Here is a 15,088-nt window from a genome sequence, read left to right as displayed (position 1 = left end):
CCCACCTCGGCAGAAGCAGACTAGGCGGTGGGGCCGTTGCGCATCTGCTTGACCAGGTCCAGCACCACAGCCTGCAGGTTTCCGCCGTTTTCGGCTGCCACCCGGCGCTGGCGCTGGTATCCGGCGCCGCGGCGGATGATCTTCTCGACGTCGGCGAGCTCGTCGGAGCAGCGCAGCTTGGCTGCCACGGGCTCCAGCCGGTTCAGCGTCTCCAGCAGGTGGTCCGTGACCAGCTGTTCCTTGCCTGCGGCGTCCAGGATGATGATGGCATCCATGCCGTAGCGGGCGGCGCGCCACTTGTTTTCCTGGACATGCCACGGCGGCATGGTGGGGATGGTGCCGCCGTTGTCCAGGGTGGTGGAGAACTCATCCACCAGGCACTGGGTGAGGGCGGCGATGGCACCCACTTCCTCCAGCGTGGCCAGGCCGTCGCAGATGCGCATTTCGATGGTGCCCAGGGCCGGCACTGGCCGGATGTCCCACCGGATCTCGGAAATGGTGTCGATGACACCGGTGGTGAACATGTCCTGGACGTAGGACTCGTACTCCGCCCAGGATTTGAACTGAAAGGGCAGCCCCGCGGTGGGGAGCTGCTGGAACATCAAGGCCCGCTGGGACGCGTAGCCCGTGTCCTCACCGCCCCAGAAGGGACTGGAGGCAGAGAGCGCCTGGAAATGCGGGAAGTAGTTGACCAGTCCGTCCAGGACGGGCAGCGCCTTGTCCCGGCGGTCCAGTCCCACATGGACGTGGACGCCGTAAATGACCATCTGCCGTCCCCACCACTGGGTCCGGTCGATCAGCTTGGCATAGCGCGCCTTGTCCGTGACCGGTTGCAGCTGCGGCGGGCTGAACGGGTGGCTGCCCGCGCAGAACAACTCCACGCCCATGGGATCGGTGATTTCGCGGACCGCGGCCACGGACCGGCTGAGGTCCGCCTTGGCTTCGGCGGCCGTTTCGCAGATCCCGGTGACGAGTTCCACGGTGTTGAGCAGGAGTTCCTGCTTGATGTGCGGGTGCTCGTCGTCTTCGTTGAGTTCCGGGTGCCGGGAGGACACCCCGCGGAGCACCTGGTTGGCGACGGAGGCGAGCTCGCCCGTCTTTCCGTCCACCAAAGCGAGCTCCCACTCAACACCGAGGGTTGACTGCCTCGATGACGCGAAGTCGATCTTCACACAATTCCTTACTGTCCGGTTTGCCGCTGGCTGGTGCCGCTCACAGGCTGCAGCCGGCAGGCGAACGGATGGTCCAAGTCTAGTCCAGGGGTAGCATCGTACTGATGGCCTCGTTCCCGCTGCGTCACAGTCCCGCCAAATCCTTTCCCCTCATCCTCGCGTTGTCAGCCGTTGCCCTGGGCTCCTGCACCGCCTCGCCCAGCGCCGCGCCGCCGTCGTCCACGGCACCTGCGCCCAGCGCGTCCGCCGCGGAAAGTACGACGCCGGCGCCCCCTTTGGCTTCCCCGTCACCTGATCCGGGTTCCCGGCCCCTGGGGTGGGGCCCCGAGCAGCGGGACCAGGACGCCGCCGCGGCGGCTGTGGCGGCCATGACGCCGGAGGAAAAAGCCGGCCAGGTCCTGCTCCCGTTCTTCAAGGGCAACCAGGTGGAAGCCCACGCGGCGCTCATCCAGCGCCTCCACCTGGCCGGGTCCATCATCATGGGCGACAACGTCCCGCGCGACCCGCAGGGGAAGGTGGACGTGGCCGCGATGGGGGCCGTGAACCAGCGGCTGCGTCAAGCCGCCACCGCGGACGGCCGGCCATGGCCCGGGATCATCGGCGTGGACCAGGAAGGCGGCGCAGTGGCCCGCCTGGGCGCCCCGCTCACCGAATGGCCGGTGCCCATGAGCTACGGCGCCGCGGGCAGCGAAGACCTGACCCGCCAGGCCGGCAAGGCGTTGGCCGCCGAGCTGCTGCCGTTGGGGTTCGACCTCGATTTCGCGCCCGACACGGACGTGACCATCGGCCCCAAGGACCCCACCATCGGCGCCCGCTCGATGTCCGCCGATCCGGCAGTGGCGGCAGCGCAGGGAGTGGCGTTCTCCCGGGGCATGCTGGACGCAGGCATCCTCCCCACCGTCAAGCACTTCCCCGGGCACGGCTCGGTGACGACCGATTCCCACCTCAACCTTCCCGTCCAGCCGGCCTCCATCGACGAGCTCCGGGGCAGGGACTGGAAACCGTTCCAGGCCGCCGTGGCCGCTGGCTTGCCGGTCGTCATGACCGGGCACATCGCCGTGCCCGCGCTGGAACCCGGCGTGCCGGCGTCGCTCTCCGCGCCCAGCTACGCGGCACTGCGGAACCTGGGATTCCAGGGCGTAGCGGTGACGGACGCCCTCAACATGGGAGCCGTGGAAAAGCAGTATCCGGCCGGCGCGGCCGCCGTGAAGGCCCTGGCCGCCGGCGCCGACCTGCTGCTGATGCCCGAGGACGTGGAACAGGCGCATGCCGCCATCCTGCAAGCCCTCGCAGCTGGCAGCCTCCCGGCCGCACGGCTCGATGACGCCGCGAGGCGGGTTGCCACCATGATGATGTGGCATGCGCGCACAGCGGCCCCTGCGGGGACCCCCGGTGCGGGTGCTCCGGCCGGCAGCGGCGCAGCCCTGTCAGCCAAGGTCTCGGCAGCCGCCGTGACAGTCCTCTCCGGCCCCTGCCACGGACCGCTGGTGTCGGGTTCGGTACGCGTCCAAGGCGGTGGCCCGGGGGACCGCGAACGCTTCGAAGCCGCTGCCGCCCGTGCCGGCCTGGCCGTCGGCTCCGGCCCCGTGGTCAACCTCATCGGCTTCGGCGGCACACCGGGAGCGGGCGACATCGCGGTAGCCCTGGACGCGCCCTGGCCGCTGCAGGACTCCAACGCACCGATCAAGCTGGCGCTCTACGGCCGCAACGACACCGCCTTCGACGCCCTCGCCGCCGTCCTGGCAGGGAAGGCAACGGCGCCCGGAAAGCTGCCTGCCGCCGTCGGGCCCTATCCTGCCGGAACCGGCTGCACTCCGTGACTTGCGAGCGGGAGCAGCCGGGAGCGCGTTTAATGGTCGGGTGCCCATTCTGAATAAAGACATGACCCTCTGCATCTCGCTCTCCGCCCGCCCCAGCAACAACGGGACCCGGTTCCACAACCACCTTTACGGGCAACTGGACCTGAACTGGATCTACAAGGCGTTCGCGCCCACCAACCTTGAACAGGCCATCGCCGGCGTGCGGGGCCTGGGCATCCGGGGCTGTGCCATCTCCATGCCCTACAAGGAAGACGTCATAGCCCTGGTGGACGAGATGGACCCCTCCGCCAAGGCCATCGACTCCGTGAACACGATCGTGAACACCGATGGCCACCTCAAGGCGTACAACACCGACTACACGGCCATTGAGCAGCTCCTGGCCTCCAACGAGGTCCCCACCAGCTACTCCGTGGTGGTGCAGGGATCCGGCGGCATGGCCAAGGCCACGGTGGCGGCCTTGCGGGACGCCGGCTTCACCAACGTCACGGTCGTGTCCCGGAACGAAGCCTCCGGCCGGGCGCTCGCGGACCAGTACGGCTTCCAGTGGCGGGCAGCGCTCGACGGCAGGACGGCTGACCTCATCATCAACGTCACGCCCATCGGAATGGCAGGGAGTATGGCCGGCGGGGCGGACGCAGAGACCGTGTCGTTCCCGGCGGAGGCAATCGAAGCGGCCCGCCTGGTCTTCGACGTGGTGGCCTTGCCCGCCGAGACGCCGCTGATCCGGGCCGCCCGTGCAGCCGGCAAGCCGGTCATCACCGGCGCCGAAGTGGCCACCATCCAGGCCCTCGAACAGTTTGTCCTGTACACCGGGGTACGGCCCACGGCTGAGCAGGTGCGGGCCGCCGAGGAGTTCATGCGCGCCCAGTAGCGGACGGGCGGCCCGCCCGGCCGGCCCTAGGGCATGCCGGTCGGGACGGGTTCCACCACGACGGCCACCCGGTCCTCGCCAATCCGGGTCAGGACCAAGGTGGCGGCCTTGCCGGCGGCCTTCTTGCCGGAACCCTTGCCGGCCGCCTTTCCGCCCGGCAGCAGTTGCTTCCGCAGTTCTTCGGGGGTGACGGCAGTGCCCCGCTTCTTGATGTCCAGCACGGTGATGCCCTCCTGCTTCACCCAGGCTTTGAGCGCCTTGACGTTGTAGGGCATCACTTCCCGCACTTTGTAGGCGCGGGCGAACGGCGTGGCCACAAGTTCCGGCGCGCAGATGTAGGCGATGTGCTCATCCACCAGGTGGCCGCCGAGTTCCAGCGCGACATCCGCCACCAGCCCGGCCCGGATCACGGCGCCGTCGGGTTCGTACAGATAGCCCTCCACCGGTCCCACCGGTGCGGTGGGGCCGGCACCGAATTCGTTGCCGCTGGTCAGTTCGGCCGCACCTTCCGGGCCAAGGACCAGGGCGGCGCGGCGCACCCCGGGCCTGCTGACGGCGTTGAACCACAAGGTCACTTCGGTGACGTCTCCGGCTACCGACACCCACTGGGCTTCGCAGCCGGCGGGCACGGATTCGTGCGGCATGCCGGGCCCCATCTTGACGCCCACCGCCTTCCCTGACGCCGCGAGCGATTCAACGAAGGACAGCGGCGGTGAGAACGCTTCCGGGTCCCAGATCCGCTTCGTGCCGGACGTGGAGGTGACCCGGCGTGCTGGATCCAGCCACACGCCGTCGACCCCCTCCAGCGGCACCGCTGCCGCGTCCGCGTGCACCACGGTGGCGTTGGGGAAGGGGATCAGGTTCACCGTGGCGCAGGCCGCCGTGGTCTCGTCCATTTCGACGGCGGTCACTGTGAGGTCAAGGGATGCCAGGGCCAGGGAATCGGCGCCCAGGCCACAGCCCAGGTCCGCCACGTGGCTGACCCCGGCGGCGGCGAACCGCTGTGCGTGGCGCGCCGCGACGTTCAGGCGGGTGGCCTGCTCCAGGCCTGCCTGGGTGAAGAGCATCTGGCGGGCGAACTCACCGAACTTCGCCTCGGCCTTGGTGCGCAGCCGCGACTGGGTCAGGACGGCGGAGACCAGCCCGGCAGGATGGCCGGCCTTCCGGAGCGCGGAGTTGAGTTCGAAGGAATCCTCGTCCCGGTAGGGGCCCAGGGAGGCCAACAGCTCCCAGCCTTCGGGGGTCAGCAGCGGTGCGATCTGGTCCTGGGGAGCGTGAGCCATGGGTTCCAGCCTAGTGGAGGAGCGCATGCGGGGTTGCCGATAGTGTGGACACCATGGATGAAACCGCAGCCCCCGGGGGCACCGGCGAACACGACCCCAAGGAACGGGGTCCTGCCCGGTTTGCCCGCCCGGTCCTGATCGCCGCGGCCGTGGTGGCACTGGTGTGCATCGCACTTCTGGTGATCATCTTCGTCCTGGACACATTCAACGCCACTGTCTACTCGGTGGGCGGCAACGACATCTCGGACAACACGCAGGAAGCCCGCGACATCCGCGGACTGTACGATGGCGCGCGGGCCGGGAGCATCTTCTTCCTCGTGGCGGCACTGCTCACCGCGGCCGCTGCGGGCTGGGTGCTGTTCCGTAGCCGGAAGCAGGGTGGCAGTGATGCCGACGGCGGCGAAGACGTGGACTTCGACGATCTGGGCCGCTGAAGCTGCCTGGGCCCCCGCTGCTTCCGAAACCGCGCCCAACGGAATACGCCGATGACGAAAAACTGGCACTCGCCTTGACCGAGTGCTAACCCTTACATAGAGTTTCAATTAGCACTCTCCCCCGGAGGGTGCTAACACATGAAGAGCTGCCAGCCAGGCTGCTGCCGGCACCGCGACGACGGTTTGCCAGCCACGGCGGAAAGCTTTCCAGTCCACGAATTTGCTGACGAAAAGGAGAGGTCCGAGTGTCGGTCTCTATTAAGCCTCTTGAGGATCGTATTGTTGTCCGCCCGCTCGAAGCCGAGCAGACCACGGCTTCCGGCCTGGTCATCCCGGACTCCGCACAGGAGAAGCCGCAGGAAGGCGAAGTTGTTGCAGTAGGCCCCGGCCGCTTCGAAGACGGCAACCGCGTTCCTGTCGACGTGGCCGTTGGCGACGTCGTCATCTACTCCAAGTACGGCGGAACCGAAGTCAAGACCGGCGGCACCGAGTACCTCGTGCTGTCCGCCCGCGACGTCCTGGCGATCGTCGTCAAGTAACTCTTTCGGATCCCCGTGCCGCCGGCCACGCTTATGCTGGCCGGCAGTGCGGGGTTTCTGTCTTTGAAAGGACAAAACCATGGCAAAGCAGCTTGCGTTTGACGACGCTGCACGCCGGGCCCTCGAGGCCGGCATCGATAAGCTCGCCAACACCGTCAAGGTGACGCTCGGCCCCCGCGGCCGCAACGTCGTCCTGGACAAGAAGTGGGGCGCCCCCACCATTACGAACGACGGCGTCACCATCGCCCGCGAAGTCGAACTGGACGACCCCTACGAGAACCTTGGCGCCCAGCTGGCCAAGGAAGTCGCCACCAAGACCAACGACGTTGCCGGTGACGGCACCACCACCGCCACCGTCCTGGCACAGGCCCTGGTCAAGGAAGGCCTGCGCAACGTTGCCGCCGGTGCTGCCCCCGGCCAGATCAAGCGCGGCATCGAGGTTTCGGTTGAAGCCGTCGCCGCCCGCCTGCTGGAGAACGCACGCCCCGTCGAGGGCACCCAGGTTGCCAACGTTGCCGCCATCTCGGCGCAGAGCGACGAAATCGGCGAACTCCTCGCCGAGGCCTTCGGCAAGGTGGGCAAGGATGGCGTCATCACCATCGAAGAGTCCTCCACCACCCAGACCGAACTGGTCCTCACCGAGGGCATGCAGTTCGACAAGGGCTACCTGTCCCCGTACTTCGTCACCGACGCAGAACGCCAGGAAGCCGTCCTCGAGGACGCCCTGATCCTGATCAACCAGGGCAAGATCTCCTCCATCCAGGAATTCCTGCCGCTGCTGGAGAAGGCGCTGCAGAGCTCCAAGCCGCTGTTCATCATCGCCGAGGACGTCGACGGCGAGGCCCTGTCCACGCTGATCGTCAACCGCATCCGCGGCACCCTGAACGTCGTGGCCGTCAAGGCACCGGGCTTCGGTGACCGCCGCAAGGCCATGCTCCAGGACATCGCCACCCTCACCGGCGCACAGGTTGTGTCCCCGGAACTGGGCCTGAGCCTGGACACCGTGGGCCTGGAGGTGCTCGGCACCGCCCGCCGCATCACCGTCACCAAGGACAACACCACCATCGTCGACGGCGCAGGCTCGGCCGAAGACGTTGCGGCCCGCGTCGCGCAGCTGCGCGCCGAGCTGACCCGCACCGACTCCGATTGGGACCGTGAAAAGCTCCAGGAGCGCCTGGCCAAGCTGGCCGGCGGCATCGGCGTCATCAAGGTGGGTGCTGCCACCGAGGTTGAGCTGAAGGAAAAGAAGCACCGTATCGAGGACGCCGTTTCCTCCACCCGCGCTGCCCTCGAAGAAGGCATCGTGGCTGGTGGCGGCTCAGCCCTGATCCACGCCCTGAAGGCACTGGATGAGGACCCGTCCGTCAAGGCACTCGAAGGCGACGCTGCTGCTGCCGTGGGCATCGTCCGCCGCGCCCTGGTCCAGCCGCTGCGCTGGATCGCCCAGAATGCCGGCTTCGACGGCTACGTCATCACCTCCAAGGTGGCCGACCTCGAAACCAACAACGGTTTCAACGCCAAGTCCGGCGAGTACGAGGACCTGATCGCTGCCGGTGTCATCGACCCCGTCAAGGTCACCCGTGCTGCCCTCCGCAACGCGGCCTCCATCGCCGCCCTGGTTCTCACCACCGAGACCCTGGTCGTGGAGAAGCCGGCCGAAGAGGACGAGCACGCAGGCCACAGCCACTGATCCTGCCCGTCTTCACCTGCAGAAAACCGGTCCAGCATCTGCTGGGCCGGTTTTTTGTGCACCAGGGGCTCGGATCAGGTTGCGGCCATCTCGGACGTTTCAACCCCGCCCGCGCGTTCGTAAACCAGCGAGACAGCCCCTTTCGGGAAGCTGCGTACCGGCTCGGCGAGGCGGTACGACGCCGGGACAGTGCCGGCGTCGAACAGGCGTTTGCCCTGGCCCAGCGTGACCGGATAGAGCCAGAGGTGCAGCCGGTCCAGGACATCCGCAGCCAGCAGCGAGCGGATCAGGACGCTGCCGAACATGTGCACCTCCCCAAACTCGTCACCGAGGCGTCCTGCAGCCCGTTCATCCGGCAGGACTGTGGTGCCTGCCCAGCCTGGCCCGGACAGCGTGCGCGAGACCACGAACTTCGGTACCCGGTTGAGTGCATCAGCAATGTCCCCTGCCTGGTGCGGCCAGTAGGCCGAAAAGATGTCGTAGGTCCGCCGGCCGAGAAGCAGGGCATCCATGCGGCCAATCTCTGCGGCAATGGCGGCGCCGCCCTCGTCGTCGGACACCGGTGCCTGCCAGCCGCCGAAGGCGAACTCTCCGTAGGTGTCTTCCTCCCGGCCGCCGGGAGCCTGGTAGACGCCGTCGAGGGTGATGAACAGGTTTGCCACGATGAATCCCATGCGTCCAGTGTGGGAGGGGCCTTGGGCGCTGTCCAGAGCAGGGAGCCGGCGCGTGGCAGGATGGTGCCATGCTGCTCCTCGAGCTCGTCAAAACCTCGGACGCCGTGGCGTCCACCCGCTCCCGCCTGGCGAAGGTGGATGCACTGGCGGACCTGCTGCGCCGGCTTGAACCGGCGGAGATTCCGACGGCGGTGGGCTTGCTGGCGGCGAAGCCCCGGCAGGGCCGTGTTGGTGTCGGATGGCGCAGCGTCGCGGCTTCGAAGGCCGAACCGGCCCTGGAAGCAAGCCTCACTGTGGCCGACCTCGACGCGGCCCTGGACACGCTGCTCGCCACCGCGGGGGCAGGTTCGGCGGCCGGTCGCGCCGCGACGCTCGGGAACCTGATGCGGGCTGCGACGGCGGGGGAGCAGGGTTTCATCTCCGGCGTCCTGCTGGGTGAGCTGCGCACCGGCGCCCTCGACGGCGTCCTGACCGATGCCGTGGCCCGCGCTGCGGACAGGCCCGTTGCCGCCGTACGGCGTGCCGCGATGCTCTCCGGGGATCTCGGCGGGACCGCCCTGCTCGCCATGACCGGGACCGCAGCCGAGCTGGAGGCGGTGGGCCTCGTCGTCGGCCGCCCCGTGCAGCCCATGCTTGCCGCCACGGCGGCCAGTCCAGGCGAAGCCCTGGAAACCACGGGAGAAGCCTCGGTGGAATACAAGCTCGACGGCGCCCGGATCCAGGTCCACCGGTCCGGCGCCGAGGTCAGCATCTACACCCGCAACCTCGCCGATGTCACGCACCGCCTCCCGGAGGTGGTTGACCTGGTCCGCGGGCTGCCGGTGCAGGATGTGATCCTCGACGGCGAGACCCTGGCCCTCGATGAAGACGGCGGCCCGCGGCCGTTCCAGGAAACCATGGCCCGGTTCGGCGCGGATGCCGTGCGGGAAACGGTACTGCACCCCTGGTTCTTCGATGTTCTGCACATCGACGGGCGGGATCTGCTGGACGAACCGTTGTCTGTGCGCATCGACGCGTTGGAACGGATTGCCCCGGACCATCGGATCCCGGGCGAAATTACGGCGGACCCGGAGGTTGCTGAACGGGTGTCCCGCGAGGCGCTGGCTGCGGGTCACGAGGGTGTGGTGGTGAAGGCCATCGGGTCCGCCTACGCCGCCGGACGGCGGGGATCCAACTGGGTGAAAGTCAAGCCGGTGCTCACCTACGACCTGGTGGTGCTTGCCTGTGAATGGGGGTCGGGCCGCCGGACCGGGCTGCTCTCGAACCTGCACCTCGGCGCACTGGACCCGGACGGGGACTTCGGCGAACCAGGCGGCTATGTCATGGTGGGCAAGACCTTCAAGGGGCTCACCGATGAGCTGCTCCGCTGGCAGACGGAGACATTCCAGGAGCTCGAGGTGCGCCGCACCGCCGGCACCGTGTGGGTTGAGCCGGTCACCGTCGTCGAAATCGCCATCGACGGCGTCCAGCAGTCACCGCGCTACCCGGGCGGGATCGCCCTGAGGTTCGCCAGGGTGAAGCGCTACCGGGACGACAAATCGCCGGCCGAAGCCGACACCATCCGGACCCTGCGGGCCTTGCTGCGTCCTTAGCGGACTGTGCCTTGTCGGCTGTGCGGGTGCTGGGGCGCTCAGTGGCGGAGGCCGCTCCGTTGGCCCCGCACGCTGTGCGCCGCTGCCGCGGGCCGCCGCCTGGCCACCAACCGGTAGAAGAGAAGGACCGCGACCGCGGCCACGACAATGCCGACGAGGTTCAGCAACAGCTGCAGGGCCGAGCCGGCCGCCTTCGGGTATTCACCCAGCACCAAGGCAACGGCAACGTACCCGGCGGCCGGGACCGTGGTCACCGAGATGAATACGCCGATGAGTGCCGCCGAGCGCCTGCCGATAATCGACAGCATGCCCGCGATACCCGCCAGCACGGCAACGATCAGTGAATAAGGGCCCGGATGGTAGATGAATTCGACGGCCGAACCCGTATCCAGGGCATTGCGCGGGAAGAGGCCCAGCGGGATGGACAGCCATGCAGTCAATGCCGCCAGCAGCATGGCTACGGGGAACCCAACCCCCAAGGCAATGGCGGCGCGGCGGCCAAGCTTCCACTGCCGGGTGGCCAGCGAAACGGCGAGGGCGGCCAGCGGCCCAAACTCCGGTCCCACCGCCATGGCACCCACAATTGCGATCGGCGAATCGGTCACGATGCCGATTCCGGCGAGCTGGGTTGCCAGCACCAGGAAGGCCAGGAAGTTCCAGGTCAGCCTGGAGTCCTCACCGGTTTGGCGCGTTACGTCGTCCCAGATCACCGCGTCCGCGCCGTCCCCGGGGGCGGCATGCTCCGCCCGGTCGGCACTGCTGGAGAGCACGAACTCCGGCGTCGTCATGGCCACGGATCCCACGTCGCGGATCTTCAGGACCTGGAGCTTCTCCAGGAGTTCCTCCACGGATTCCCTGGCGACCTGGACCTCGATGACGTCGCCCGCCGGCACCACGGACGCGCCGGGAACCAACGCCACCCCCGCCGTTCCCACCTGGTCCCGGCAAGTCTGCACCGTCACCTCGGACAATTCTTTGGGCACGCAAATCCGCAATTGGACAATCACGCCGGCTCCCTTCCACACCTCGGCCCAGCTTAGTTCGCGCCGGACCCCGGATTGGCCCTTCCAAACCCCGGTGCGTAGGCTTAATGTTTTGGCTGGCCGGCGGCGTGAGGGGTTTTGGAGTGTCGATGACAGGAACCCGGACAGCGCCGCATCCAGCGGGACAAGCCCCCGGCCGCGACCGTAAACCGACCTTCCGGCCAGAGGTCCAGGGACTGCGTGCACTGGCGGTCCTCATGGTCGTGGCCTATCACGTCTGGTTGGGACGCGTGTCCGGCGGGGTGGACGTATTCCTGCTGATCTCGGCCTTCCTGCTCACGCTCTCCTTTGTCCGCAAGGCAGAGTCCGGCCAGCCCTTCCGGCTGATGGCCCATTGGCTGCACCTCTTCAAGCGCCTCCTGCCGGCCGCCGTCGTGGTGATCCTCGGGGTGCTGGCCGGCACATGGCTGATCCTGCCCCAAAGCCGCTGGCCGCAGATCCTGGACCAAGCCTGGGCCTCGCTGTTGTACAGCCAAAACTGGGTACTGGCTGACGCCGCGGTGGACTACTACGCCCAGGACCACGCAGGAGCCAGCCCGCTGCAGCACTTCTGGTCCTTGTCCATCCAGGGGCAAGTCTTCATCCTGTGGCCGCTGATCTTCGCCGCAACCGCCGCGCTCCTGCCCGCCGCCCGCCGGATCCCCCTGTTGCGCCGCATGGCCTACCGGGGCCTGTTGGCCGTGGTTTTTGGCGTGGTGTTCGCCGCGTCCCTGGCCTACTCGATTGACCAGACGGCCACCAACCAGGCTTACGCATACTTCGATACCGGCGCCAGGCTCTGGGAGTTTGCCCTCGGGTCGCTGCTGGCGCTGGCGTTGCCGTACCTGCGGCCCGGCCGCGCGCTGAGGGTGGTCCTGGGCTGGGCGGGGCTCGCCGGCATGGTCTCGTGCGGATTGCTCCTCACGGTCGACAGGTCCTTTCCCGGCTTTGTGGCCCTCTGGCCCACACTGGCCGCCGCCGCCATCATCGTCGCCGGGCAGTCCGGCAGCCGCTTCGGCGTGGACAGGCTCCTGAGCAGCCGCCCGGCGGTCGCCTTGGGCGACAACTCCTACGCCCTTTACCTCTGGCACTGGCCCCTGCTGGTGCTGGCCCTGGCGGCCACGGGGGTGGAGGCGCCCAACCTCAAGCAGGGCCTCGGGATCGTTGCAGCCGCCGTCGTACTTGCCTTCCTGACCACCCGCTTCGTTGAAAAACCGTTGCGCGACTGGCACTGGCCCAAGCTCCGGGCGTGGCGCACCGCCGTCGTCGTAGTTGCCTGCGGTGCGCTGCTGGCCGGTCCCGTCGCCGTCTGGCAGACATCGCTCACCGCGGAGGAAAGCGCGACGGCGGCACAGCCCCGGGAGCTGACGCCGGGTGCGTTGGCGCTCACCCCGGAGAACGAAAACGTGCCGGCTCCCCGGGCAAGGACCATTCCCGGCCCGACTGCACTGGACAACGACTGGGCCGGAATCGACTCGCCCTGCACGGGTTCAAACGCCACGGACGACCCCATCCTGGAGGGGTGCCGCCAGGAGCTGCCGGAAGAACCGGCCACCAAACGCATCGTGGTGCTGGGGGATTCGCACGCCCAGCAGTACCTTGCCGCCCTGGCTCCGGTGGCCGCTGCACGCGGTTGGGAACTGGTGACATTACTCATGCCCGCGTGCCGGTTCGGCGCGGAATCGGAAACCCGCAACGCGGAATGCAACGCCTACAACAGGGCCAGTTCCGCCTACGTCCTGGAACATCGTCCGGATGCTGTCTTCACAGTGGCGTCGCTGACGCATGAGGACGCGCCCTTCGAAACGGAGGTGCCCGGCTACCTTGCAGGAGTCGCTCCGTTCGCCGAGGCGGGCATCGAGATCGTGGGCATCCGGGACAACCCCAGGTTCACGTTCAACATGCCCGAGTGTGCGCAACGCAACGGCGCCGACGCGCCGGAGTGCAACCCGTCGCTGGCCGAGTCCCTCGTGGAGCCCTCGCCGCTGGAGAACTACCGCGGCAAGGTACCGGGCCTTCACCTGATGGATATGAGCGACTTCATCTGCGCCCGCGGCGTCTGCCCTGCCGTCGTCGGGAACGTCTACGTCTACAAGGACGACAACCACCTGACCCGGACCTATGTGGAGACCATGATCCCCATGTTCGAGCAACGCCTGCTGGCCGCAACGGGATGGAGCTGAGTGCGGTTGCTCACATTGCGGGCCTGGAATAGGGGGATCGGGCCGGAGGTTCTAATATTTAGTCAACACTTTCTGCCCCCGGAACGCCGTATCCCACGGTGGTCCCGCAAGAACGTCTGCACAGGCCAGTTCCGTAATAACGGGCTGGTCATCGGCTGCAACCCCTACCCGTGACCCAGCAACCAAGGTAAGAGGCGCACTCATGACCGAGCCCGAACACAATCCTTTTGGCTTCATTGGCCTGACCTACGACGACGTCCTGCTCCTGCCGGGCCACACCGACGTCATCCCCTCCGAAGCCGATACCTCATCGCGGATCTCCAAGCGGATCAGCGTGCAGACCCCCCTGCTCTCGGCAGCCATGGACACCGTCACCGAGTCCCGCATGGCCATCGCCATGGCCCGCCAGGGTGGCTTGGGCGTGGTGCACCGCAACCTCTCCATCGCAGACCAGGCGGACCAGGTGGACCGGGTCAAGCGGAGTGAATCGGGCATGATCACCAACCCGCTGACCATCCGCCCCGAGGCCACGCTCCGGGAACTGGATGACCTCTGCGCCCACTACCGCGTGTCAGGCCTTCCCGTGGTGGACGAGGACAACCGCCTGCTGGGCATCGTCACCAACCGCGACACCCGCTTCGTACCGGAGTCCGACTTCCCGCTGCGGCTGGTCAGCGACGTCATGACCAAGATGCCCCTGGTCACCGGCCACGTGGGCATCAGCCGCGACGAAGCCTCCCATAAGCTGGCCACCAATAAGATCGAAAAGCTCCCGCTCGTGGACGAGCAGGGCCGGCTCAAGGGCCTGATCACCACCAAGGACTTCACCAAGGCCGAACAGTACCCGCTGGCCACCAAGGACGACGAAGGCCGCCTCCGCGTAGGTGCAGCCATCGGCTTCTTTGGTGACGGCTGGGAGCGCGCCATGACCTTGGTGGACGCCGGGGTGGACGCCCTGTTCGTGGACACCGCCAACGGCCACTCCCAGGGTGTGCTGGATATGATCCGCAGGCTGAAGTCCGACCCTGTTGCCGCGCACGTGGACATCATCGGCGGCCAGGCCGCCACCCGCGAGGGCGCCCAGGCACTGATCGACGCCGGCGCCGACGGCATCAAGGTGGGCGTTGGGCCCGGCTCGATCTGCACCACCCGCGTGGTGGCCGGTGTGGGTGTTCCGCAGATCACCGCCATCTACGAGTCCGCCAAGGCGGCCATCCCGGCCGGCGTTCCACTGATCGCCGACGGCGGCCTGCAGTACTCCGGCGACATCGGCAAGGCCCTGGTTGCCGGTGCCGACACCGTCATGCTCGGTTCCCTGCTCGCCGGCTGCGACGAGTCCCCGGGTGAGCTGATCTTCGTCAACGGCAAGCAGTTCAAGTCCTACCGTGGCATGGGGTCGTTGGGTGCCATGCAGTCGCGCGGCAAGAACACGTCCTACTCCAAGGACCGCTACTTCCAGGCGGACGTTTCCGGCGACGACAAGCTGATCCCGGAAGGCATCGAAGGCCGCGTGGCGTACCGCGGCCCGCTGTCCTCGGTGGCCTACCAGCTGGTGGGCGGCCTGCGCCAGACCATGTTCTACACCGGCGCGCCGACCATCCCCGAGCTGAAGGCCCGTGGCAAGTTCGTCCGGATCACCTCCGCCGGGCTGAAGGAATCGCACCCGCACGATATCCAGATGACGGTGGAAGCACCGAACTACGGTTCGCGGTAGGCACAGGAGTCAACAAAGGAGGCAGGGTTTCGGCCCTGCCTCCTTTTGTTTTCCGCCGCAGGCCTCGTCGTCTTTGAATGTCGGACCCCCGTTG

12 protein-coding genes are annotated in these 15,088 nt (G+C 67.6%); 8 read left to right on the top strand and 4 right to left on the bottom strand.

The window, feature by feature from the left end:
* Positions 1–20 precede the first annotated feature (20 nt).
* Positions 21–1,172, bottom strand: coding sequence for a glutamate--cysteine ligase (locus tag AC4EEV_RS04720; RefSeq protein WP_109044400.1), 1,152 nt, complete (start codon positions 1,170–1,172; stop codon positions 21–23).
* Positions 1,173–1,540: 368 nt separating this feature from the next.
* Here AC4EEV_RS04720 and AC4EEV_RS04715 point away from each other — a divergent pair, with 368 nt between their 5' ends.
* Positions 1,541–2,992, top strand: a complete 1,452-nt coding sequence (locus AC4EEV_RS04715) for a glycoside hydrolase family 3 N-terminal domain-containing protein (RefSeq protein WP_491330847.1) — start codon at positions 1,541–1,543, stop codon at positions 2,990–2,992.
* 61 nt (positions 2,993–3,053) lie between these two features.
* Entirely contained in the window at positions 3,054–3,863 is an 810-nt protein-coding gene (locus tag AC4EEV_RS04710; protein ID WP_018760380.1) for a shikimate 5-dehydrogenase, read from the top strand.
* Between the two features lie 26 nt (positions 3,864–3,889).
* Here AC4EEV_RS04710 and AC4EEV_RS04705 read toward each other — a convergent pair whose 3' ends face one another.
* Positions 3,890–5,146 carry a THUMP-like domain-containing protein gene (locus tag AC4EEV_RS04705; protein WP_491330245.1) on the bottom strand — a complete coding sequence of 419 codons (1,257 nt, stop codon included), beginning with the start codon at positions 5,144–5,146 and terminating at the stop codon, positions 3,890–3,892.
* 53 nt (positions 5,147–5,199) lie between these two features.
* Here AC4EEV_RS04705 and AC4EEV_RS04700 point away from each other — a divergent pair, with 53 nt between their 5' ends.
* From AC4EEV_RS04700 to groL, 3 genes are all read left to right on the top strand, one after another.
* On the top strand, positions 5,200–5,580 hold the full coding sequence (locus AC4EEV_RS04700; RefSeq protein WP_491330244.1) for a hypothetical protein: 381 nt from the start codon (positions 5,200–5,202) through the stop codon (positions 5,578–5,580).
* 245 nt (positions 5,581–5,825) lie between these two features.
* A complete protein-coding gene (gene groES, locus AC4EEV_RS04695) occupies positions 5,826–6,119 on the top strand; it encodes a co-chaperone GroES (RefSeq protein WP_003805290.1) in 294 nt (97 codons plus the stop codon).
* A 79-nt stretch (positions 6,120–6,198) separates the two neighbouring features.
* A complete protein-coding gene (groL, locus tag AC4EEV_RS04690) occupies positions 6,199–7,809 on the top strand; it encodes a chaperonin GroEL (RefSeq protein ID WP_018760377.1) in 1,611 nt (536 codons plus the stop codon).
* A 74-nt stretch (positions 7,810–7,883) separates the two neighbouring features.
* On the opposite strand, the gene AC4EEV_RS04685 is transcribed toward groL, so the two are convergent.
* Entirely contained in the window at positions 7,884–8,483 is a 600-nt protein-coding gene (locus AC4EEV_RS04685) for a dihydrofolate reductase family protein (RefSeq protein ID WP_491330243.1), read from the bottom strand.
* Positions 8,484–8,551: 68 nt separating this feature from the next.
* Here AC4EEV_RS04685 and AC4EEV_RS04680 point away from each other — a divergent pair, with 68 nt between their 5' ends.
* A complete protein-coding gene (locus tag AC4EEV_RS04680) occupies positions 8,552–10,075 on the top strand; it encodes an ATP-dependent DNA ligase (RefSeq protein WP_491330242.1) in 1,524 nt (507 codons plus the stop codon).
* A gap of 38 nt (positions 10,076–10,113) precedes the next feature.
* On the opposite strand, the gene AC4EEV_RS04675 is transcribed toward AC4EEV_RS04680, so the two are convergent.
* On the bottom strand, positions 10,114–11,037 hold the full coding sequence (locus AC4EEV_RS04675) for a DUF389 domain-containing protein (protein ID WP_285319073.1): 924 nt from the start codon (positions 11,035–11,037) through the stop codon (positions 10,114–10,116).
* A 170-nt stretch (positions 11,038–11,207) separates the two neighbouring features.
* On the opposite strand from AC4EEV_RS04675, the gene AC4EEV_RS04670 reads away from it, so the two are divergent.
* Both AC4EEV_RS04670 and guaB read left to right on the top strand, forming a co-directional pair.
* Entirely contained in the window at positions 11,208–13,280 is a 2,073-nt protein-coding gene (locus AC4EEV_RS04670) for an acyltransferase family protein (RefSeq protein ID WP_491330241.1), read from the top strand.
* Between the two features lie 202 nt (positions 13,281–13,482).
* Positions 13,483–14,994: an IMP dehydrogenase gene (gene guaB, locus AC4EEV_RS04665; RefSeq protein WP_018760372.1), complete on the top strand. Its 1,512-nt coding sequence runs from the start codon at positions 13,483–13,485 to the stop codon at positions 14,992–14,994.
* Positions 14,995–15,088: the final 94 nt, after the last annotated feature.

The organism is Pseudarthrobacter sp. MOO14 (assembly GCF_058267675.1).
Note: the sequence above shows the minus strand (reverse complement) of the source record. Positions and strands in the feature narration are given on the sequence as shown.